The sequence below is a fragment of the Polyangium spumosum genome, from assembly GCF_009649845.1.
In the GTDB taxonomy this organism is placed as follows: Bacteria; Myxococcota_A; Polyangia; order Polyangiales; family Polyangiaceae; genus Polyangium; species Polyangium spumosum.
Map to the genome: position 1 here is coordinate 820,872 of NZ_WJIE01000001.1, position 21,215 is coordinate 842,086.

The following is a 21,215-nucleotide window of genomic DNA, read 5'->3' on the forward strand; positions in this document are numbered from 1 at the left end:
CGGGCGGCTCGGGAGGAGCGTTCGGGCGCGTCCGACCAGGCGGAGGTGGGGGTTACCCGTGGCTCAGGTCTTCTTGCGCAAGGTGTTGATCTGGATGTGGGGCCAGCGGGTGGTCTTGCCGCTCGAGCCGAACATGAACTCGAAGAAGATGATCTGCTCGTATTGCAGTTGAAGGATCTCCTTCCCGTCTTCGATCACGGTCTCGATCCACATACGCAGCTTCATGTCGGCGGGGCGGGCGAAGCGCTGGACGAACGGGGTATTCAAGATCCCGCCCTGCGGGCCGCCGTCGTGCTGGGTGGAGAGCTCGATCAAGGTATACCCCTTGATGTTCTGGTCCTTGATCACGTCGCGCAGGCGCAGGTCCGGGCGGGCCGAGTAGGGGTAATGGCTGTCCGCCAGGATCCGCTGGAAGTAGGTGCGATTGCCGTCGGGGTCGCGCACCGGCAGCGTCTTGTCATGCACCCAGTCCGGCGCCGGCTTGTCGAGGTCGATCGGATCCTTCTCGGAGACGCCCATGCTCGACGACATCGAGAGAAACGGGATCTGCCACGCGGCGAGGCCACTCGGAAACTCGGGTTTCCCGTCACTGACGACCTGGAAGCCCCCGGTCAGCAGGATCGCGTTGCCGTGCGGGATCGTGCCGCTCCGCGCGATGGAATAGGGCGGCACGAAATTGGGGCCGTTCGAGCCCGCGCCGATCGAGATGCCGGGGTAGCCGTTGTCCTCCAGCACGGATTGTTCGTCCGCCGGGTGGTTGTACATCTGATTCAGCCACAGATACATCCCGTCTTCTTCGTGGATCCCGACCCCGTCCCGGACCCGCTGGATGCTCTGGTTGTACTTGACCGCGCCGACGAACTGCTCATTGGTCCCGCCGCGGTTGCGAACGCCGCCGTCCACCAGGGTGAAGGTGAGCTCCTCCGTGTAGTCGTCGCAGAGGAAGTGGAAGATGCCGAAGATGGTCTCCGAGTTGGTGCCGGGGGAGGGCATGCAGGTGGTGTGCAGTCCCCAGCCGACAGGGCTCTTGGTCGGGTTGTTGTTGACCCAGGTGCCTTCGAGCTGCGCGAGCACGCCGTAATTGGCCGGCTCGCGCAGGATCGCATCGGTGTACGTGGGATAAGGGGGCTGGGGGGTCGTGGGAATCGACATGGTTGACCTCGTTATCGTCGCATGAACCAGCGACGGTAAGCGACGGTACGTGAGCGAGGCGACGCATGTCAAGTCGGCCGAGGTATCGGAACGACTTATTCGATGACCTCCCCGCCCTTCTTCCCATCCTCCTTCGTGAACCGCCGCGACCCGAGCGTGATCCGCTTCGGCACCGCCTCGCCCTTCCGGATTCGCAGGGCCGTCTCCACCGCCTCCCGCCCGCCCGTCGGATACTGGAACGTCGCGTCCAGGATCCCCTGCTCGACGTAACTCACCCCCTCGTGGGGCAATGCGTCGATCCCGACGAACTTCATCTCCTTCTCGCGCCCGGCCGCCCTCGCCGCGAGATATGCGCCGTGCGCGCCCGGATCGTTGTGCGCGTACACCAGATCGATCTTCGACAGCCGCGCGAGCGCCGAATCCATCTCCTTGCGCGCCTCGGGCTCGAGCCATTTCATGTCGGCCTCGAACGCGATCTCGATCTCGCTGCCCGCGATCCCCTCCCGGAACCCCGCGCTCCGATCCTGCCCCGGCGTCGAGGTCATGAGCCCCTTCAGCTCGACGACCTTGCCCTTGCCGCCGAGCACCTTCTTCACCCATTCCCCCGCGGCGCGCCCGATCTTCTTGTTGTCGGCCCCGATGAACGTCGTATACCGCTCCCCGAGCACGGCCCGATCGAGCACGATGACCGGAATGCCCGCGTCGAATGCCTTTCCCACCGGCTCGGTGAGCGGCTGGGCCTCCTTGGGGCTCACGAGCAGGACGTCGACCTTTTGCGCGACGAGCTCCTCGACGTGCGCGCGTTGCTTCAAGGTGTCGTTCTGCGCGTCCTTGAAGATCAGCTCGATCTCGGGGTGCTCCTTCGCCGCGGCGGCGATGTCGGCGTTCATCTGCACGCGCCAGGGCTCGCCGAGGTTGCATTGCGACATCCCGATCACGAGCTTGCCGCCTTTGCCCCCCTCCCCCGCGGCCGCGCCGCCCTTCGATTCACCCTTGCAGGCGCAAGCGAGGACGAGCAGGCCGAGGAGAAAACCGCGGCGCGTGAATCCAAGCGTATTTCGCAGCATGTCGGGACGACCTCCGGGCAGCCTCCAGGCGCCCTTCAGGAGTTCTTCTGGGCGACCGCCGCGACGATCACGATGGCGCCCGTGAGCATCAGCCGGCTCGCCTCCGGCACGGCGTTGATGCTGAGGATCTTGTCGAGGTAACCAATGGTCAAGATGCCGAGCAACGTGAGCCCCATCCCCCCGCGGCCGCCCTTGAGGCTCGTGCCGCCGATGACGACCATCGCAATGGCCGTGAGCTCGTACGTGACGCCCGCCTCGGGGTCGCCCTGCTGCTCCTGCGCCGCCTGGCAGATGCCGGCAGCCGCCGCGCAGAGGCCGGAGATCACGTAAGCGAGGATCTTCGTGGCGCGCACCGGGACGCCGGACAATCGCGCAGCCTCCTCGTTGCCTCCGACGGCATACCAGTACCGGCCGATCCTGTGGCGGGCGCAAAAAAAACCCACGACGACGGCGATGGCCAGAAAGACGAGCGTGACGGCGGCGACGTCGCCGCCGAAGACCTGGGCGTCGAGCGCGCGGAAGAGCGGCGGGACGTCGACATAATGGAGCGCGCCGTCGGGGCCGGGCACGGCCGTCGCGACCTTGGTTCCGCCGCTCGCCGTCTTCGCGAGGCCCCGCGCGAAGACCATCATCGCGAGCGTGGCGACGAAGGGCTGCACACGCGCAAACGCGACGACCGCGCCCGAGGCGGCCCCACACGTGGCGCCGATGGCGAGCACGCAAAAGACGGAGAGCCAGGCGGGGGCGCCTTCGTGAATGCTGAGTTTCGCCGCGACGACGGCCGAGAGGCCGAGGACGCTGCCGACGGAGAGGTCGATCCCACCCGCGAGGATGACGGGGAGCAGGCCACACGCGAGGATGCCGACGACCGAGGCCTGTCGCCAAGCGCCCTGGTGGGTGCCGAGGCGAAAGAAGGCGCCCTCGGCAGGGAAAACGACGCCGAGGGCGAGGACGAGGGCGAGCGAGAAGAGGGCACGCGCGAGGGTGGAGCGCGTCCATTGCGCATTTTTTCCGGAGGGACGCGCCGCGGGGGCTTCGAGGGATTGTTCTTTGTTGATCACGCGTGCGCCTCGTCGTGGCCCATGGCGAGGGCGAGCAGCGCGGCCGGGCTCGCTTCGGGCCGCGCGATCTCGGCGACGATCCGGCCTCGTCGGAGCACGAGGACACGATCTGCGAGCTCGGCGATCTCGCGCGCGTCGGAGCCCGCGACGACGACGGCCGCGCCGGAGGCGGCGAGCGCGCGGATCCGGGCGTGGATCTCGGCCTTGGCGCCGACGTCGACCCCACGCGTGGGCTCGTCGCAAAGGAGCACGCGGGGCCCTTCGAGCAGCCATTTGCCGAGCACGACCTTCTGCTGATTGCCGCCCGAGAGCGTGGCCACATCCATGGCGAGCGCCTCGGGCCGGAGCCCAACGTCGGTCGCCATGGCGAGGGCCGCGCGCCGCTCGCGCCCGGGGCGGAGCAGCCCGAGCGGCGAGAGCGCCGGGAGTTTTACCATTGTACCATTGTGCTCGGAGGTCATGCCGGGGACGAGGCCCATGGTCTTGCGATCTGCAGGGACGAACGCGACGCCGAGCGCCCTCGCCTCGCGCGGGGATCCCATTCGAACGGGCACGCCGGACAGGCGGATTTCCTTGGCCCGCGCGCGGCCCGAACCAAGCGCCCCGGAGAGCCCGAGCAGGAGCTCACTCGCGCCCGCCCCGGAGAGCCCAAAGAGCCCCACGATTTCCCCGGCGAATACGGCAAACGAGACGCGGTCGACGAGCGGCCTGCCGCCGGTGGCCGGATCGACGGAGAGCGCCTCGACCGCGAGGATCTCCGCGCGGGGGGAAGGCGATGGCGGGGCCGGCGCGGCTCCGGACGCGGCGCCGCGAGGCCCGAGCATCCACGTGATGACCTGCACGAGCGGGACCTCGCTCACCCGCGCAGCACCCACGACGCGGCCGTCCCGCAGCACAGTGAGCCTGTCGGCGATCCGCTCGATCTCCTCCATGCGATGCGAGACGTACACGACGGCGACGCCACGCGCCTGCAATCCGCGAATCAGCTCGAAGAGCTTTTCAATCGCGGGGCCGGCGAGCGCGCTCGTGGGCTCGTCCATGATGAGCACACGCGCGCCGCGGCCGAGGGCCCGCGCGATCTCGACGAGCTGGCGCTCGGGGAGCGAGAGGCGCTCGACGAGCAGATCCGGGTCGAGATCGAGGCCCACCTCGGCGAGCACCGCCCGCGCGCGAGCCCGCTCTTTGCCGCGATCGATGAGGCCAAATCGACCGAGGGGCCGCTCGACGAAGAGGTTCTCCGCAATGGAGAGCGCCGGCAGGAGCGAGAGCTCCTGGTGAATGACGGCGATCCCGAGCGCAAGCGCGTGCGCCGGCGAGCGGGGACGGACGGGCTCGCCGCCCATGAAAATCGTGCCCCCGTGGTCCGTGTACACGCCGGCGAGGATCTTGAGCAGCGTGCTCTTGCCCGCGCCATTTTCCCCGAGCAACGCGTGCACCTCGCCGGCGCGGAGCTCCAGCGAGACGCCGTCGAGGACGGTCGCCCGGCCGAACCGCTTGGTGATGTGCTCCATGCGGACGACCGGGGCGATGGAGGGAGCGGGCTCGGCCATGCGGGCGAGCGAAGGGTAATGCGAGGGGGGCCGGTACGGAAGGGTGGAAGGGCGCCAGGGCGGGAGACGGAAAGTCGAGCGATCCGTCCAGCGTCGCATGGTACATGACGAGCCATGTCTTCCCCTCTGCTCGTCACGATCACCTTCAGCCACTACTGCGAGAAGGCTCGGTGGACGCTCGATCGCGCGGGCATCCCGTACCGCGAGTCCGGCCACCTGCCCGCCTTCCACGCGCTCGCCGTGCGCCGCGCGGGGGGTCGTCGCAGCGCGCCGTCGCTCATCACGGACGAGGGCGCGATCAACGACTCGACGGACATCGCCAGGTGGGCCGACCGCCGCGCGCCCGAGGCGAACCTCTACGGGAAAACCGAGGTCGAGCGCCGCGAGATCGAGGCGCTCGAGGATCACTTCGACGAGGACCTCGGGCCACACACCCGGCGGTGGGTCTACTTCTACATGCTGCCGGACAGCGACCTCGTGAAACGCCTGTCGGCCATGCAGCCCGCGCCGGCGCTCGAGAAGCGGCTGCTGCCGATCTTTTTCCCCGTCGTCCGCGTCGGCATGCGCAAGGCCATGCGCATCACGGCCGACGGCGCCGAGCGATCCCTCGGCAAGATCGAGCGGATGTTCGAGGAGATCGGCAAGAAGGTCGAAGACGGCCGCCCCTTCCTGGTCGGCGACGCCTTGACCATGGCCGACATCACCTTCGCGAGCCTCGCCGCGGTGGTCCTGGCCCCGCCGGAGTACGGCGCACCACTCTGCTCGCTCGACGCGTTGCCCGCGGAGGCCACCTCACGGATGCGCGCCTGGCAAGAAACACCCGCAGGGAAGTTCGTGGCCCGGGTGTTCCGGGATTGGCGGCGGGCGCGAGCCTGAGCCCCCGCGTGTCTGTCCTCACCGATATTTAGCGCATTGCGGCGAAGCCCCCGTTCCGGAAATTCCCTGATCGGGTATCCTCCGTTTCGCCATGCCCCCCTCCGCCGCCCGAGAGCAAGCCGAACGCCGCGTCGGCCGAACGCTCCGGGACAAATACCGCATCGAGCGCGTGCTCGGCGTGGGCGGCATGGCCACGGTCTACCTCGCCGTGCATCGCAACGGCCACCGGGTGGCCGTCAAGATCCTCCACCCCGAGCTCTCGGCGAGCGTGACGCAGCGCGAGCGCTTCGTGCGCGAGGGTTACGTCGCGAACTCGATCGAGCACCCCGGCGCCGTGCGCGTGCTCGACGACGACGTCTCCGACGACGGCTGCCCGTTCCTCGTGATGGAGCTGCTCGAAGGCGAGACGCTCGATCAGCGGCGCAGGCGCGGGGGAGGACACCTCCCCTGCCGCGACGTGCTCGCCATCGGACACGCGCTCTGCGACGCGCTCGCCGCCGCGCACGACAAGGGCATCGTCCACCGCGACATCAAGCCCGAGAACGTGTTCCTCACGTCCGACGGCACGCTGAAGATCCTCGACTTCGGCATCGCGCGCGTGGCCGACGAGGAGGGCCCCGGCGGCGTCGCGGGCACGCCCGCGTACATGCCGCCCGAGCAGGCGCTCGGCGACCGCGGCTCCATCGACGCGCGCACCGACCTCTGGGCCGTGGGCGCGACGATGTTCACGCTCATCACGGGCAGGCTCGTCCACGACGCGAGCCGCGCGACGGAGCTGCTCACGAGCACCGCGACGAAGCCCGCCCCGCGCATCGGCGACGTCGCGCCCGAGGTGCCGCGCGAGGTCGCGCGCGTCATCGACGAGGCCCTCGCGTACTCGCGCCACGACAGGTTCGAGGACGCGCGCGAGATGCGCGACGCGATCGGCTCGGCCCACGCCGCGGTCTACGGCGAGGCCCTCTCCCTCATGGCGCCTCGCAGCAGCATGAGCTCGCTGAGCTCGCTCGCCATGCCTTCGTCGAGCCGCATCTCGCTGCAGCCCGCGTCGGCGCGCACGTCACGGCCGCGGCCCGACCTCGTGGAGACGGTCCTCGACGCGCCGCCTGCCAACGAGGGCACGCCGCGCCCGCCCTCGCTCGCGCCTGCGGCCGCGCCCATCGAGGGAGCGGCGCAGAACACGGTCAGCGAGCCGCTGTCGTCGACGCCCACGCGCGAGCCGCCCGAGGATCCCAACCGCGCACGAGGGCTGCTCATGATGTCGGCCGCCCTCGGCATGATCGCCACGCTGCTCGTGCTCTTCGTGGCCCGATCGAGCCGCACGGCGCCGACCGAGATGGCGCCGCCTCCCACACACACGAGCGAGTGCACGACGAACGCGGACTGCGCGGACAAGGCGGGCGGCAAGGCCATCTGCCGCAAGGACCGCGGCGCCTGCGTCGCGCTCGAGACCGATCAGTGCAGCGTGCTCGCCGAGAAGGGCGACGTCACGAACGACAGCACGATCTGGATCGGCGCGATGTACCCGCACGACGAGGAAAAAGGCTCGTCGTACGGGCAACAAGCCGTGCGCGCCGTGGACCTCGCCCGGCGCGATTTCGCGAGCCTGACCGGCGGGCTGCCGCCCACGAGCGGAGGGGGAAAGCCGCGCCCGCTCGGGATCGTGCTCTGCGACGACACCGAGGACGCCGAGCGCGCGGCGTCGCACCTCGTCGAGGACGTCGGCGTGCCCGCGGTCCTCGGCTTCGCGCGCAGCAAGGAGGTCCTCGACCTCGCGAGCTCGTTTTTCCTCCCGAAGGGCGTACTCGCGTTCGCCTCGAACACCGCCTCGATGCTCACGGACATCGCCCAGGCGCCGGGAGATCCGCGCCTCGTCCTGCGCGTGACCACGAGCGCGACGATGTCGACGGGCGCGAAGGCCGCGTTCCTCGAGGGCGTGCTCGAGCCGGAGATCCGCAAGCGCCCCGGCCTCCTGCGCCCGGGCGAGCGGCTGCGCGTGGCCATCGTGCGCGTGGACAACGCGTCGGGCGTGAGCCACGCGGACAAGCTGCTCTCGGTCCTGCGCTGGAACGGCAAGAGCGCCGCCGAGAACGGCGACGATCTGCGCCAGTTCGTGGTGGAGGATCGGCTCACGGGGCAATCGGAGGGCTCGTTCGGCCCCGTGATCGAGGCGATCGGCGCGTTCGCGCCGCACGTCGTCTTCGAGGCGGGATCGGGCGCGCGTTTCCTCGTCGAGCTCGAGCAGCGCTGGCCGAAGCGCCTGCCCTTCCGGCCGTATTACGTCATGTCGGGCTCGCTCGCGTCCGACCGCTTCCTCGCGCTCATCGGAGAGCGCCCCGACGCGTCGCGCCGCCTGCTCAGCGTCGACGCCGCCGTGAGCCCGGCGCTCGCGAAGTTCGTCGTGCACCACAACGAGATCTTCCCCGAGCAGGTGACGCCGTACGGCGCCACGAGCGCCCCGTACGACGCGTTCTACGCCGTCGCGTACGCCGCCATCGCGCTCGGCGACGAGCCCGTCACCGGCCGGAACCTCGCGCGCGCCGTGCGTCGCCTCGTCCCGCCCGGCGAGCCGATCGAGGTCGGCCAGGGCGGCATCTACCCCGCGATCAAGGCCCTGCGCGCGGGCAAGAACATCGACCTCGCGGGCGCGCAGACCTCGCTCGACTTCGACGCGGAGACCGGCGACGCCACCGTCGATTTCGCGGTGTATTGCCTCGATCCGAAGCGACGCGTCGCGGTCGACGCGGGGCTCGTCTACCGCGCCAGGACCGGCAAGCTCGAAGGCGCGATGCGTTGTCCGTGACGGCGCGAGCAAGGCGTTGCGCGCGCGGGCCTTGTACGGATACCGTGCGGATCTTCCCGAGCCATGCGAACGCTTGCCGCCCTCTTCGCCTCGGTCCCTTTGGCCCTCGCCCTCTCGCTCTCCGTGGGGGTGGGAGAAGCACACGCGCAAACCGAGGCGTGGTCCGAGCCGGACACGAAGGGCCAGGGCTCGCGTTACGCGCTCGACAAGTTCGGCTTCCGGGCCGGCGCCGAGTACCGCGCGAACCTGCTCTACGTGAACCCGGTCGCGCTGAACAGCGAGTCGAACCGGCGCGTGAGCTGGATCGAGCACCGCCTGCGCCTCGACGTCGGCGTCGACTACCTCGACAAGGTGCGCCTCTACGCCTCGGCCGACATGCTCGACGGCGTGCTCTGGGGTGACAACGGCACGCTCGCCGGCGGCCCCAAGCCGAACTTCGGGACGAACGTCAACGCCCGCAGCCCCAACGTCACGGCGCCCTGCGTGGGCCTGAGCGGGCCCGATCCTTTGAACGCCGACCATTACGGCTACACGCTCTGCTCGCAGGAGCAGATCCGGTTCCGCAAGGCCTACGGCGACGTCGTGCTCCCGATCGGCCTCTTGCGCGTGGGCCGCCAGGCCGCGAACAGCGGCACCGGCATCCAGGCCGCGGACGGTGATGGCCGACCGAACCGCTTCGGCTTCAGCCGCCAGGGCAACCTCGTCGATCGTGTCCTCTTCGCGACCAAGCCCCTCGAGGCCTTCAAGCCCAAGGAGGAGCGCGACACCTCCGAGAACCGGGGCCTGATCCTCGCGCTCGCCTACGATCGGTGGGTCACCGACAGCGTGCAGCTCTTCGCGGACGACGTGCAGCAGTTCGACGTCGCCGTGCGTTACCTCGCGCCGCGCCTCGGCCCGGCGCGCGACGTCTTCCTCGGCGGCTACTACGTGCACCGCTGGGACGACGCGAACAGCTCCAGCATCAACAGCTTCGGCCTGAAGGCGAACGCCCGCTTCGGCGATTTCCACGTCACCGCCGAGGGCGCGATGAACGTGGGCTCGACGCGCGAGATCGCCGTGGCGAACAGCTACATCACGAACGATCCCGTCGTCGATCAGCAGATCCTGCAGGGCGGCGCGCGCGCCGTCGTCCGCTACGACAAGCCCAAGTTCACGGCTTACCTCGAGTTCGACTACGCCTCGGGCGACGCCGATCCGAACAACCGCACGCCGCTCACGCAGTTCCTCTTCGCCGAGGACGCGAACGTGGGCCTCTTGCTCTTCGAGCACGTCCTCGCCTTCCAGACGGCGCGGATCGCGGCCGCGGGCACCGAGCTCCTGACCCGCCTCGGCGCGCCGAGCTTCCCCTCCGACTCGGTCTACAACCGCGGCGCCTTCACGAACGCGATCGCGCTCTTCCCGCAGTTCGACATCCGCCCGATCCGCGGCCTCACGTTGCGCGGCGGCGTGCTCTTCGCGTTCACCGCGGCGCCCGCCGTCGATCCGATCAACTCCCTGCTCGCCCGCGACGGCAACACGATCGAGGACGACCTCGTGAACTTCTCCGGCGGCAAACCCGGCAACTACTGGGGCACGGAGCTCGACGGGCGCATCTCCTACCGCTACCTCGATCACTTCCTCTTCGATCTCGAGGGCGCGGTGCTCTTCCCCGGCGACGCCTTGCGGGACGAGGACGACGGCGCGGTCCGCAGCGTCCTCCTCCAGGGCCGCACCACGTTTTTCTTCTAGGACCCGCGGAGCCCACGGACATGCGACGTCTCCCCCTCTCGCTCCTCTTGCTCTCGCTCGCGGCGCCGCTCGCCGGCTGCGAGCTCTACGATGGCCCCCCGCAGCCGCGTATCGTCGGCGCCGAGGACGGCTCGCTCGAAGACGCGACGGCGCCGCTCGTCCTCGCGTTCTCCGAGCCCGTCGATCCCGCGACGCTCGAGGTGAAGGTCATCCGCTTCGAGACCGACGTGGAGGGCAACCTCTTCGACGAGGACGCCGATCAGGAGAGCGAGCCGGAGAAGTTCTTCTCGTTCACGAAGGGCGTCGTCGAGGGCGGCGAGGCCGAGCTCGTGGACGACGGCGCGACGCTCGTGATGCGGCCGAGCGCGCCCTTGCCCGTGGGCCCGAAGCTCGCGCTCGTGATCGAGGGCGGCCTCGCCGATCTCGCGGGCAACGTCACGAAGGTCCGAAAGCGCCTGCTCTTCGGCTACACGTTCAAGCTCGAGTGCGACGCGCCTTCGACCGTCTTCCCGACCGGGAAATACTTCCTGCTCGCGGACATCGAGAAGCCGCTGCAGACGCAGGTCCAGCTCTGGGCGGCGTTCTACGTCGATCCCGCCACGGGGCGCGTGCGCGGGCAGGCCACGAACGCCGATCGCGACAAGACCCAGGTCTGCCCGACGCCCTGCAAGAGCAGCGAGGTCTGCCGCCTCTTGCCCGCGCCGCAATGCGTCCCGCCCTCCGAGCGCGCGGGCACGCCGGACGAGCATTCGGATTACGTGCCGAACGGCACCCCGCCCACGGGTTACTCGTTCACGATCGACGGCTGCGCCGTGGACCAGGCGGGCGGCAAGGTGGTGTTCGCGACCGCGCCCACGGACGTGGTCGTGCAGGTCCCGCCGGTCACGCTGCGAAACGTCACGCTCACGGCCGAGTTCGCCCCCGATGCGAACGGTATCTTGCGCGGCACGGGCACGCTGGAGGCGGACAACGTGCTCATCGGCACGACGCCGAGCGGCAAGGGCGAAGGGAACCTCGTCGGGCGGATCGTGTCGGCGGACGAGGCGCCCGCGGACATCCCCGACCCGCCGGCCGCTCCCTGATTCCCTGACCGACTCGTGACACGCGAGCGGGCGTAAACGGCCGGGAAATTTGGTAAAGAGCCGAGACCATGACCACGACGACCATCGAGAAGCCCGAGGCCCCGGGGAGACCGACGAGCGCGGCCGTGCCGCCGATGAACCGCTGCATCCAGATGCCGCGCTTCGAGCTCGGCGAGCGGCTGACGCCGGAGCAGGCGGAGTTCCTCGACACGTTCGGGTTCATCCGCTTCAAGGGCTTCCTGCCGCGGGCCGAGGTGCAGAAGCTCGTCGAGGAGGTGGAGGCGATCGACGCGCGCCTGGTCGCCGAGGGGCGGACGGTGATCAACGGCGTCCCGCTCATCATCGGCAAGCGCAAGGACGGCCGCGGCTTCATCCAGCGCATGTGCTTCGCGTCCACGTTCGGCGAGCGCCTGCACACGTTCCTGCAGGATCCACGCTTCAAGGCGATCCTGGAGATCGCGGGCCCGGGTTACCGGATCGGCGAGCGGGAGCGGGACGGGCTCGTCATCAACCATTACCGGCGCGAGGAGGGGTCGAGCTACAAGCGGCTCGGCTGGCACACGGACAGCCTGCGTGATCTCTTCTATTTCGAGATGCCGCGGCGTTACCTGAACGTCGGGTTCTACCTCGACGACTCGCCGCTGACGAAGGGGGGCGTGCGGCTGATCCCGTTCTCCCACAACCAGGGCCTCTGGCCGATGCTGACGCGCAAGATCCATTTCATGGATACGGACCCGGATCCGGGCGAATACGCGCTCGAGGCCGAGGCGGGTGATCTGACGATCCACGACGGCCGCATCTGGCACCGAGTCGCGGAGGCGAGCGTGACGGGTGACGCGAGCCAGCGGCGCGTGATGTACGTGCCCCTGATGGAGGGGCCGGAGATCCTCAAGCACGAGGACAGCCCGATGCCGGTGTACTTCCGGCTGCGGCGCTTCGCGCGGTTCTGAGGGAACACGTGACGCCGCGGCGCACGGATTCACCCCTTCGATTGCTCGCGCGCGCGGCGGGCAGCCCCGCGGCGATGGCCGGGAAGATCACGCGATTCGCGCAGATCCTCTTGGCGTACGGTGATGGGCGCGAGCTCGACGCGCGCCTCTCGCGCCTCGAGCGGGCGGGGCTCATCGACGCGGCGCCGAGGCGGATCCAGCTCGTCGTGGGCTCCCTCGACATGTTGCGGTTCTGGATCTCGCCCGCGTCGTCCGAATATTACCGATCCATCGGCATCGATTACACCTTCCACCAGGTCCTGCGTTTCCTCGACGAGCCGGCCTCCCTCGCGGATCCCGTCGGCTTCTTCAGCACGCGGGACGGCGTGATCGGCCATTTGATGCAGGTCGTGCACGCGAACCCGCGGTACGATCTGGAGCTGCTCGGCATGTGGGAGGACGGGCTCGTCGAGCTCGAGCGGCAGGTCGAGGCGATGCTCCAGGGGACGCACCCGCGGAGGGAGGCGATCGCCGCGATCGTGGAGGAGCCCGAATACCACGGGCGACTGCTCGAATACGTGCGCGCATTCCGGAGGAGCCCGGCGGCGCCCCCGCCCCTGCGCTCGAACGTGGAGGGCGGGGCGCACTGGGAGGATCTCGAGCGCACGTTCGGGTCGTTGCGGACGTCGATGCGTTATTTCTGCCGATTGCCGGCGGATCCGGCCTCCGCGGCGCGGCACGTGTTCACGGTGAAGCAGTTCCCGAGGCAACTCGCGGAGCCTGCGCCGGGCTGACGTTCATTCGCCCGGTCGCGTGCACGTGCCCGGCTGCGCGGGCGGGATGGCGCGCAGGTATTCGTACATCGCGCCGAGATCCTGGTCGGACAGGTGCCGATAGAGCGGCCACGGCATGACCCGGAGGACGTGATCGGGCTGGTGCGGGCTCCTCCCCGTGCGCATGGCCGCCACGAATTGCTCACGCGTGAGCCCGCCGGGCAAGCCGTTCGTATCGGGCGTGAGGCCCGGGGCGACGATCCCTTGCCCCATCGGCACGCCGCCGCCGAGGTAATTCGCCGCGTCGAGCCGGCCGCGCCCGCCGGTGAACGGGCTCTCGCCCGGCGCGTACGTCGGGCAGCTATGGCAATCGACGCACGCGGACGCCGCATTGACGAGATAACTCCCGAGCCCCACGACATCTCGATCCGCGCCCTCGAGCTTCAGCGGCACGGGCGCGATCTGGAGCCCGATCTCGGCCCGCTCGTCGAGCGGCGTGCTCGTCTCTCCGGGCTCTCCCGCCTCCTCGGCGGCGCACGCGGAGATCAGGCACGAAAGTACGAGGGTGAGGAGACGTCGCCCGTGCATGCGCCGACCGTCCATGCAAGCGGGGCGCCCGCCCGGCCGTGCGCGCAGGGGACGTGCGCGTTTTACGCGCTCACTGCGGCCTTCCCTGGGCGATCCAGGTCTCCACGAGCTGGATGTCCTCCGGCGTGACCGGGGGCAAGGAGAGCGGCATCCCGCGGAGGGCCGGGTCGGTTTGTCCGGCCTCCTCGCGGTAGCGGGCGAGCATCGCATAGACGAGGCGCGGGGTGCCGTCGGGCATCGGCGAGAAGACGCTGCGGCGCTCGCCCTTCTCGTCGATGTAGCCGGCCTGGATGCCCTCGTATTCGGCGAGGTTCAGGCCCCGGGGCCGATACCCGAACCCGCCCGTGTTGCCCGGCCCGCCGTCGCCGATCGCGTAATCGGGCTCGGCGTGGCAATGCCAGCAGGTGTCGCGGAAGACGCGGCGGCTCACCTCCTCGTACGTCACCTTCCGGTCGAGCACGGGCAGGCGCGGCGGGATGATCTTCGCGATTTTTGGCGCGAGCTCGACGCGCAGCAGGAAAGCCGCGAGGTCGCGCTGCTCCTCCGACGTGAGCGGCGTCTTCGGCATGAGGGTATCGGGCTTTTGCGCCTTCGGATCGTCGAGCCAGCGGACGAGCTCGCCGGGCGCCATCCGATCCCGGACGTACCGCAGATCCGGGGCGAGCGCGCGGGCCATCCGTTCGCCTTTTCCTTCGAGGTCCGCCACGCCGGCCGGGAGCGCGGCGCGCGGGGCGCCCGTGTATTCGTGACACTGGCGGCAGCCCTTCGCCTCGAAGAGCGTATTGCCCTTCTCGATACTCGCGCCGTCGAGCGAGACGGCCGGGGCCTTCGCCGCCGAAGCCGTCAGCCACGCGGCGACGTCACGCGCCTCCTCGGGCGTGATCTCGAGGCGCGGCATCGTGGTGTCGAGGTGCGGGCGCAGGTCGCGGGGCTCGAGCAGGAACTGTTCGAGGAATCCGCGGCGCAATCGGCCGCCGATGTTGGCGAGTGACGGGGTCTCGCGGAAGTGGACGATGGTCTTTTGCCACTTCGCCAGCGTCGTCGGCGAGGCCTTGTACGTGCCGGCGTGAATCTCCTGGTGGCAGCGGACGCAATCCTGATCGAGCGCGGGGTTCTCCAGGCCGGTGCCCTCGTGGCAGCGGTTGCACTGGAACTTGGCGACGAGGGTTTTTCCTTTTTCGGGGTCGCCGGGCGGGGGCTCGGGAGGCCCATTTGCCTGGGCGAGGGTCGTCCCGCTCGCGGAGGGAGCGGTAGGAGGTGCCTCCGCGCGCTCGTCCTTGCGACAGCCGAGGAGGAGGAGGACCAGACTGACGAGGACGAGCGCGCGGGGCACGGAGGACACCTTTTCGAGGAGGATCAGCTCTGGCCGCCCTGCGACGTGGGCACATCGCAGATCGAGCTGTCCTTCGCCATCGTGCTGCAGCGCTTCACGGCGGCGTCGCGGGCGGCCTCGTTGCCCGCCTCGTGCTGGAGGCGGCCGAGGGCGGCGTACCCTTGCGGCGTGGCCATCAGATCGCGGTCGGCGAGGCCCTGGAGCAAACCACGCGCCTCTTCCTTCCGGCCGGAGACCTTGGCGAGCGCCTCGCCGAGATCCGTGTCGACGGACGGATCGTTCTTGCGGTCGGCGCGGAGCCGCTCGAGCGCGGAGACGGCCCAGGCCACGTTCTTGGCGCGTTGCTCGGGCGTCTTGCCGCGCCAGGTCGGGTCGAGGTCGATGCCGCCGTCGGCGCGCACGAGGGCGACGGCGAGCGTGCGCTGGGCGCGCTGGAGCATGCCGTTTTTGCCGGGGTTGATGTTCCGGATCTCGGGGAACATGCGCACGATCGACTGCGCCGAGGCCACGATCTTCCCATCCCGCATGGTCTTCTCGGCGTTCGCGAGGCCCTGGATGCGATGGTCGATCTCGGGGATGAAGACGTCGCCACACGCTCGCGCGTCGTTCGAGACGGCCGGGATGGCGGCGAGAGCAGCGAGACCGAGGGCAAAACGAACGGCGAGACCCTTGATGGTGAGCATTAAAACCTCCTCTGGCGTGACGAGCGGTTCAGCCGGGTATCGGAGCAGGTGGTTCTTCTGTGACAGCCTTCGCGCGAAAAAGTTTTGCGAGAAGTTCCGGCGGCGGGGTGCGGAGGAAAAACGCACGCCGAGGCGAGGATCTTTCAGGCCGAAGGCAGAGACGCGAGCGAGAGGCGGGCGACGGCGGCGAAGAGGAGGTTTCCGCCCAGGGCGACGGCGTCCCGGTAGAGGCGGACCCGCTCGGCAGGGTCGTCGACGAGGTTGCCGAGCTTGACGAGGAGCTGCGTGCGGACGTCGGGCTCCTCGGCGATGTCGAGGCCACGGCGGTAGGCCGCGCGGGCTTCGAGGTTTTTTCGCTGCGCGGCGAGGGCGTCGCCGAGGGCGAGGTGGAGCAGGCCGAGGTCGGCCTTGGCGAGGGCCTGCTCGGCGCGGCGGGCCTTTTCGGTCGGGTCGAGGTCGGGTCGGTCGAGCTCGGAGAGCAGGGCGAAGACCTCGGGATCAACGGCGCCGGCGGCGATCCGCTCGGCGAGGAAGCGGTAGGCGCGGCAGCGGAACCAGCCCGGGGCGAGCTCTTCGGTCTTGCGGAAGAGCTCGGCGGCCTCGGCCGGGCGGCCCATGAAGAGGCAGGTGACGCCGGCCTGGTAGACGGGCGAAGGGTTGTGGCGATCGGCGGCGGCGCCGCGGCGGAAGGCCTCGAGGGCGCGGACGAACTCGCGCGCGGCGCCGAGGCGCTCGCCCTCCTCGGTGGCGATGGAGGAGACGCGCAGCTCGGGGCGGTTGCGCTCGTAGATGAACTGGACGGAGCCCTGGAGGCCTGCGAGCTCGTCGAGCTCGACGGGCCTGTCGTTGACGATGGCGACGACGCGGCAACGAGGCTCGCCGGCCCGGACACGCGCGGCGCGGCGGCGGAAGGCGCGGGCCTCGTCGGCGTCGCCGAGGCGCTCGAGGATGTCGGCGATACGCTCGGCGCGGGCGGCGGCCTCGGCGGTTTCGCCGAGGTAGCGGTGGACCTCGAAGAGGGAGAAGAGCGCGGCGAGGGAGCCCTGATCGTCGCCGGACTCCTCGCAGAGGGCGAGGGTCTCCTCGAAGGGAGCGCGGGCGCCTTCGACGCGGCCGGTGTGGAAGAGGCACTCGCCGAGGCGGCCGGTGAGCATGGCCTGGTGGCCCCCCTTGTGGCCCTTGCCTTCGAGGAGGGCGGCGCGCGCGGCGAGCTCGGCGTCCTCGTAGCGGCCCTGGGCGGCGAATGCGTCGACGTCGGCGAGGGCCTGTTCGAGGCGCTTCAGGAGCTCCTGGGTGTCGTCGGGGACGGTGGTGAGCGCGGCGAAGAGCTCGGGGCGGCCTCGCAGGGCGGCCATGTGCTGGGCCACGGAGGTCAAGCCCTGGATGTACCAGCGGAGCCGAGGGCCGGCGCGAAAAGGCTCGGGGACGGTGCGCCAGCCGGGGAAGGCGTCGCAGATGGCTTGCTCGTGGGATTCGCAGAGGGCGGAGAGGTGGTCGAGGTCGCCTTCATCGACGGCGTTGAACAGGGCCTCGCGGAGGGCGTCGGGGGTGAGGGGCTCCATCGCGGGGGGAAGGTAAACGAGGGGGGACGGGAGCGGAAGCGACAAGCAGGAGCGGTCGCGCCGTGGGGGGGTGCTCTCCCGGAGTCCGTCACCCGGGGAAGGTGGACGGGGGACGACGGAAGGGAAGTGGGGGCGGAGGCGGAGTGGCGCGCCCGTGGATGCGCCTGTGCTGCGCGCTCAGCAGTCCATGCACGCGCTCGAGGTGGAGAACCCTGGCCTATCCGAAGGAGCGGAGGCGACGGCGTAACGCTCAGCTGTATGCGTCGTGGGCCAAGCGATTGCTATGCGACGTGGGGTGTGGGCACCTCGATGGGAGGCGCTCTCTGCAACGGAAACAGGAGGATCCACATGTTGAAACGTATTTTTGCAATCGGTCTGGCCGTGTCCGCTTTTGGCTCGCTCGCTTTCATGGACGCGGCCGGCTCGGACGCGCTCGCCGCGGAGAAGGGCCCTCGAAGTGCCATCCCCTCGTGGTACAAGGAGATGACGTTCGAGCAGTTCAAGGTGGCCTGCGCGCGCCCGGGCGACATGGGCTTCCAGATCGCACCGGAGAACATCAAAATCAGGTGTGAGCAAACGACGCTTGCGTGGATGGCGGAGGACGTCGACATCTCGCTGGAAGGATACGCCTCGCTCCGGGCCGAGCTGACATCCACGAAGGGCAATGTCTCCGGGGGGCAGTTCGTGCACGAAACCACGGATCAAGGCTGCACGACATTTGTCCAGATCACGCGGAGGAGCAGCCGTGAGGTGACCCCATCCTGCGAGCAGGTCTTGTATGCCGAGAGCGCCGCCGCTCTCTGCAGGGAGACGATGAAGGGCGCCCGTCAAGCATGGGTCGTCGTGGATGAGCAGGCGACAGGTGCTGCCCTCCAGGTCTGCGCGACGAGAGACAGTCTGATCGTCAGCTCCAAGGAAGGTGCTGGACTGGAGCAGGAGTAGGAGGCCGAACCGCCACTCCAGATGACGGACCGCGCCGGGGAGGCCACGAGCAATCGGCCTCTCCGGCACTTCCCCCCGCGGCTCTCGCAGTCCAGGGACGCCGAAACCAGCCCGCAAGCAGAGGAGCTCTACGGATGGCATCGAATGTTCGTACCTTCCTGGTCCTGGTGTGTATCGGCGCGGTGGCGCTCGCGGGGTGCGGCGAGGACGGCGCACCGAGCGAGGATGACGCCGTGGAGGTCTCCGCGGAGGAAATGGGCCTGCGCGACGCGGATGAGGGCGCACAGAGGCTCGAGGTAATGGCAGGCGAGCGCTCCGGGGAAGCCACGATCAAGCCCTGGTCGTCCTGGTGGTTTCCGACCTGGGACGATTTCCTCTTCGCCGAGCGAGACGGGGAGCTCTCGCCCCTCCAGAAGTACGATCGCTACAGCAGCACGGTCCTGCGGAAGACGACGACGGCAGCAGCTTACGAGCGTGAAAACCTGTACGGCAGGCACGCCAGTTCGTGGTCGGGCCTGTGTTACGCGTGGGCGCTCGCCTCGATCCTGGAGCCGGAGCCAAAAGGGGAGGTCACCCACGGTTCGCTGCACTTCGCGGTCGGTGATCTCAAGGCGCTGCTCCTCAAGACCTACGAGGCCGTGAAGGACCCGCCGACCGTCGGCGATCGCAACGACGGCGCATGGGACGACGAATACGAGGACATCTTGCCGCACGTGTTCCACCGCGTTCTCGTCAGGGAGCTCTTCCAGAAGCAGCGCCCGTTCATCATGGACAAGGACGCGGGATACGAGGTCTGGAACGTGCCCGTCTACAAGGCGATCACGAAGATCGAGCGTGACGCATCGGCGCGCGACGTCGTCCATGTCCGCACCGTCGTGTTCGTGGCCTCCCCGGACGTGGAATCCTACGATCACGTCGGTACGGAGGCGACGACGCGCGAATACACCTACGACCTCCGCGGCGTGTGGGTGGGGGACCGCTTCCTGGTACGTGAAGGCGCGTGGACCGAGAACTCGCGCTGGGACCACCCCGACTTCCTGATCCTGCCCCCCGATCGCGTGACGAGAGCGAGCTTCAATCCCGAAATCGACATCGCGACCGTCGACGCGATCCTCGAACGCCGTCGTTGACAGCCTCGTCTTGCATCGTCAACCTCGACACGTGCGACCACCCGAGCCCACGGCAAGCCGCTCGCTCCGCCACGCGAAGATCGCCGCCGTCGCCGCGGTGGCCCTCGGGCTCTTCGTGGCGCAGCGCCTCGGCCTGTTCGAGGTCTTCGGTGAGCCCGCGCGGATCAAGCAGGCGCTCGTGGAGCTCGGGCCGTGGGGGTATGTCGCGTTCGTGGCGGCGTACGCCGCGCTCCAGCCCTTCGGCGTGCCGGGCACGATCTTCGTCCTCGCGGCGCCGCTCATCTGGCCGTGGCCTGTGGCGTTCGTGCTCTCCATGGCCGGCACGATGGCGGCGAGCGTGGTGGGCTTCTCGTTCGCGCGTTTCGTCGCGCGTGATTGGGTCGCGAAGCTCGTGCCGGCGCGCTTCCGCGCCTACGACGAGGCCCTCGCGAAGCGGGCGTTTTTCACCGTGTTCCTGCTGCGCTTCCTCTTCTGGATGCCGCCGATGCTGCACGTGTTCTTCGGCGTCTCCCGCGTGCGGTTCCAGACGCATTTCTGGGGCTCTCTGGCCGGGTACTTCCTGCCCCTTTTGGCGACCTCCTATTTTGGCGAGAAGGTCTTCGACGCCATGCGCGACGCGCCTCCCTCTGCATGGATCGGCGTGGGCGCCGTGCTGGTCGTCGTTTTGGGTCTCTTCTGGTTCTTCACCCGCCGCTCCATGCAGAAGGCTCTCCCCTCGTGAACGATCCTCGGCGTCAAAAAGGGCTTCGCCTCGAGCGGGCGCGCGCCTCCGCGCAGTTCAAGGACGGCAGGTTCGTCAATCCCTCGGGCGCGACCCCCGATCTCGAGGGCTCGAGCTTGCCATTGCTCGGCGAGTTTTTTTTTCGTGGCGGCCGGCGCACGCCGAAGGGCCCCCTGCCCGTCTCGCGCCCTCACGAGGCCTGGGCCCGCCCGAGCGAGACCGGCCTGCGTGTCACCTGGCTCGGCCATAGCACCGTCCTCCTCGAGCTCGACGGCCGCCGCGTCCTCACCGATCCGGTGTTCGGCGAGCGTGTCTCGCCCGTCTCGTTTGCCGGCCCGAAGCGCTTCCACCCCGTGCCGGCCGGGCTCGACGAGCTGCCGCCGCTCGACGCCGTCCTCCTCTCGCACGACCATTTCGACCACCTCTGCGCCCCCACCGTCGCGGCGCTGGCCCGCACGCGTGTCCCCATCGTCACCGCCCTCGGCGTAGGCGCGCACCTCGAAGAGCTCGGCGTGGACCCCGAGCGTATCACCGAGCTCGACTGGCACGAGCATATCGAGGTCGGCGGCGTTCGTTTCACGGCCACCCCCGCGCAGCACTTCTCGGGCCGCGGGCTCACGAGCCGCAACAGGACCTTGTGGGCCTCGTGGGTCGTCGAGACCGAGCGGCGCAAGGTCTTTTTCTCCGGCGACACCGGGCTGACCCCCGCTTTTGCGGACGTGGGCCGGACGCACGGCCCCTTCGACCTGGTGATGCTCGAGGTCGGCGCATATCACCCGGCGTGGGGCGCCATTCACCTCGGCCCCGAGAATGCGCTCGCCGCGTTCGAGATGCTCGGGGGCGGCACGCTCCTGCCCGTCCACTGGGGCACGTTCAACCTCGCCCTGCACGACTGGGACGATCCGGCCGAGACGCTGCTCTCGCTGGCCACCGAGCGGCGCCTGCGTATCGTCACGCCGCAGATCGGAGCGGTCTTCGAGCCCGAGCACGTCGACGCGCCGACGCCGTGGTGGCGCGCCGTGGACGGCGCTCGCGAACGGGTCGGGTGACTCGTCTCGTTGGACTGCTCACAGAAAATAGCCCAAACAGAGGTCGGAGCGACGGGAGCTGGCTTTGGGGGCACCCCAAACAGGGGTCCGGAGAGCTGGGGTGGTCTTTGGGGGCGCCCCAAATGGAGGTCCGGCGAGCCGGGGTGGTCTTTGGGGGCTCCCCAAACGGAGGTCCGGCCGGCCGGAGTT

At 69.4% G+C, this 21,215-nt stretch carries 18 protein-coding genes; 10 read left to right on the plus strand and 8 right to left on the minus strand.

Annotated features, from left to right (window positions below; genetic code table 11):
- Positions 1-63: 63 nt before the first annotated feature.
- The 4 genes from GF068_RS03520 to GF068_RS03535 form a co-directional block, all read right to left on the minus strand.
- On the minus strand, positions 64-1,152 hold the full coding sequence (locus GF068_RS03520) for a peroxidase, FMP-type (RefSeq protein WP_153817840.1): 1,089 nt from the start codon (positions 1,150-1,152) through the stop codon (positions 64-66).
- A 95-nt stretch (positions 1,153-1,247) separates the two neighbouring features.
- Positions 1,248-2,219, minus strand: a complete 972-nt coding sequence (locus GF068_RS03525) for a substrate-binding domain-containing protein (protein ID WP_153817841.1) — start codon at positions 2,217-2,219, stop codon at positions 1,248-1,250.
- Between the two features lie 35 nt (positions 2,220-2,254).
- On the minus strand, positions 2,255-3,280 hold the full coding sequence (locus GF068_RS03530; RefSeq protein ID WP_170319218.1) for an ABC transporter permease subunit: 1,026 nt from the start codon (positions 3,278-3,280) through the stop codon (positions 2,255-2,257).
- Entirely contained in the window at positions 3,277-4,830 is a 1,554-nt protein-coding gene (locus GF068_RS03535) for a sugar ABC transporter ATP-binding protein (protein ID WP_170319287.1), read from the minus strand. The genes GF068_RS03530 and GF068_RS03535 overlap by 4 nt, the downstream gene beginning before the upstream one ends.
- A gap of 114 nt (positions 4,831-4,944) precedes the next feature.
- On the opposite strand from GF068_RS03535, the gene GF068_RS03540 reads away from it, so the two are divergent.
- From GF068_RS03540 to GF068_RS03565, 6 genes are all read left to right on the plus strand, one after another.
- The gene (locus tag GF068_RS03540) at positions 4,945-5,706 is read left to right on the plus strand and encodes a glutathione S-transferase family protein (protein WP_153817844.1); all 762 of its coding nucleotides are present in this window, start codon (positions 4,945-4,947) and stop codon (positions 5,704-5,706) included.
- 91 nt (positions 5,707-5,797) lie between these two features.
- Positions 5,798-8,506, plus strand: coding sequence for a bifunctional serine/threonine-protein kinase/ABC transporter substrate-binding protein (locus GF068_RS03545; RefSeq protein WP_153817845.1), 2,709 nt, complete (start codon positions 5,798-5,800; stop codon positions 8,504-8,506).
- Between the two features lie 63 nt (positions 8,507-8,569).
- Positions 8,570-10,234 carry an alginate export family protein gene (locus GF068_RS03550; protein WP_153817846.1) on the plus strand — a complete coding sequence of 555 codons (1,665 nt, stop codon included), beginning with the start codon at positions 8,570-8,572 and terminating at the stop codon, positions 10,232-10,234.
- 20 nt (positions 10,235-10,254) lie between these two features.
- Positions 10,255-11,316 carry an Ig-like domain-containing domain gene (locus GF068_RS03555; protein WP_153817847.1) on the plus strand — a complete coding sequence of 354 codons (1,062 nt, stop codon included), beginning with the start codon at positions 10,255-10,257 and terminating at the stop codon, positions 11,314-11,316.
- Positions 11,317-11,384: 68 nt separating this feature from the next.
- Positions 11,385-12,266 (plus strand): phytanoyl-CoA dioxygenase family protein, encoded by an 882-nt coding sequence (locus GF068_RS03560; RefSeq protein WP_153817848.1) that lies wholly within the window; start codon positions 11,385-11,387, stop codon positions 12,264-12,266.
- Positions 12,267-12,274: 8 nt separating this feature from the next.
- Positions 12,275-13,039: a hypothetical protein gene (locus GF068_RS03565; protein ID WP_153817849.1), complete on the plus strand. Its 765-nt coding sequence runs from the start codon at positions 12,275-12,277 to the stop codon at positions 13,037-13,039.
- Positions 13,040-13,042: 3 nt separating this feature from the next.
- Here the strand turns inward: GF068_RS03565 and GF068_RS03570 are convergent, their stop codons facing one another.
- The 4 genes from GF068_RS03570 to GF068_RS03585 form a co-directional block, all read right to left on the minus strand.
- On the minus strand, positions 13,043-13,606 hold the full coding sequence (locus tag GF068_RS03570; protein ID WP_153817850.1) for a c-type cytochrome: 564 nt from the start codon (positions 13,604-13,606) through the stop codon (positions 13,043-13,045).
- Between the two features lie 70 nt (positions 13,607-13,676).
- Positions 13,677-14,948 (minus strand): c-type cytochrome, encoded by a 1,272-nt coding sequence (locus GF068_RS03575; protein WP_338046202.1) that lies wholly within the window; start codon positions 14,946-14,948, stop codon positions 13,677-13,679.
- Between the two features lie 14 nt (positions 14,949-14,962).
- Positions 14,963-15,622 (minus strand): hypothetical protein, encoded by a 660-nt coding sequence (locus GF068_RS03580; protein ID WP_240806585.1) that lies wholly within the window; start codon positions 15,620-15,622, stop codon positions 14,963-14,965.
- A gap of 143 nt (positions 15,623-15,765) precedes the next feature.
- Positions 15,766-17,184, minus strand: coding sequence for a tetratricopeptide repeat protein (locus tag GF068_RS03585; RefSeq protein ID WP_153817851.1), 1,419 nt, complete (start codon positions 17,182-17,184; stop codon positions 15,766-15,768).
- A 348-nt stretch (positions 17,185-17,532) separates the two neighbouring features.
- Here GF068_RS03585 and GF068_RS03590 point away from each other — a divergent pair, with 348 nt between their 5' ends.
- From GF068_RS03590 to GF068_RS03605, 4 genes are all read left to right on the plus strand, one after another.
- Complete coding sequence (locus tag GF068_RS03590; protein ID WP_153817852.1) at positions 17,533-18,126, plus strand: hypothetical protein; 594 nt, start codon at positions 17,533-17,535, stop codon at positions 18,124-18,126.
- Positions 18,127-18,260: 134 nt separating this feature from the next.
- Entirely contained in the window at positions 18,261-19,256 is a 996-nt protein-coding gene (locus tag GF068_RS03595) for a hypothetical protein (protein ID WP_153817853.1), read from the plus strand.
- 31 nt (positions 19,257-19,287) lie between these two features.
- Positions 19,288-19,977, plus strand: coding sequence for a TVP38/TMEM64 family protein (locus GF068_RS03600; protein WP_338046203.1), 690 nt, complete (start codon positions 19,288-19,290; stop codon positions 19,975-19,977).
- Entirely contained in the window at positions 19,974-21,026 is a 1,053-nt protein-coding gene (locus GF068_RS03605; protein WP_338046204.1) for an MBL fold metallo-hydrolase, read from the plus strand. The genes GF068_RS03600 and GF068_RS03605 overlap by 4 nt, the downstream gene beginning before the upstream one ends.
- Positions 21,027-21,215 lie beyond the last annotated feature (189 nt).

Coding starts and splice junctions, on each gene's coding strand:
- GF068_RS03520 (WP_153817840.1), bottom strand. CDS start 1,152: ATGTCGATTCCCACGACCCCCCAGCCCCCTTATCCCACGTACACCGAT.
- GF068_RS03525 (WP_153817841.1), bottom strand. CDS start 2,219: ATGCTGCGAAATACGCTTGGATTCACGCGCCGCGGTTTTCTCCTCGGC.
- GF068_RS03535 (WP_170319287.1), bottom strand. CDS start 4,830: ATGGCCGAGCCCGCTCCCTCCATCGCCCCGGTCGTCCGCATGGAGCAC.
- GF068_RS03540 (WP_153817844.1), top strand. CDS start 4,945: ATGTCTTCCCCTCTGCTCGTCACGATCACCTTCAGCCACTACTGCGAG.
- GF068_RS03545 (WP_153817845.1), top strand. CDS start 5,798: ATGCCCCCCTCCGCCGCCCGAGAGCAAGCCGAACGCCGCGTCGGCCGA.
- GF068_RS03550 (WP_153817846.1), top strand. CDS start 8,570: ATGCGAACGCTTGCCGCCCTCTTCGCCTCGGTCCCTTTGGCCCTCGCC.
- GF068_RS03555 (WP_153817847.1), top strand. CDS start 10,255: ATGCGACGTCTCCCCCTCTCGCTCCTCTTGCTCTCGCTCGCGGCGCCG.
- GF068_RS03560 (WP_153817848.1), top strand. CDS start 11,385: ATGACCACGACGACCATCGAGAAGCCCGAGGCCCCGGGGAGACCGACG.
- GF068_RS03570 (WP_153817850.1), bottom strand. CDS start 13,606: ATGCACGGGCGACGTCTCCTCACCCTCGTACTTTCGTGCCTGATCTCC.
- GF068_RS03580 (WP_240806585.1), bottom strand. CDS start 15,622: ATGCTCACCATCAAGGGTCTCGCCGTTCGTTTTGCCCTCGGTCTCGCT.
- GF068_RS03585 (WP_153817851.1), bottom strand. CDS start 17,184: ATGGAGCCCCTCACCCCCGACGCCCTCCGCGAGGCCCTGTTCAACGCC.
- GF068_RS03590 (WP_153817852.1), top strand. CDS start 17,533: ATGTTGAAACGTATTTTTGCAATCGGTCTGGCCGTGTCCGCTTTTGGC.
- GF068_RS03595 (WP_153817853.1), top strand. CDS start 18,261: ATGGCATCGAATGTTCGTACCTTCCTGGTCCTGGTGTGTATCGGCGCG.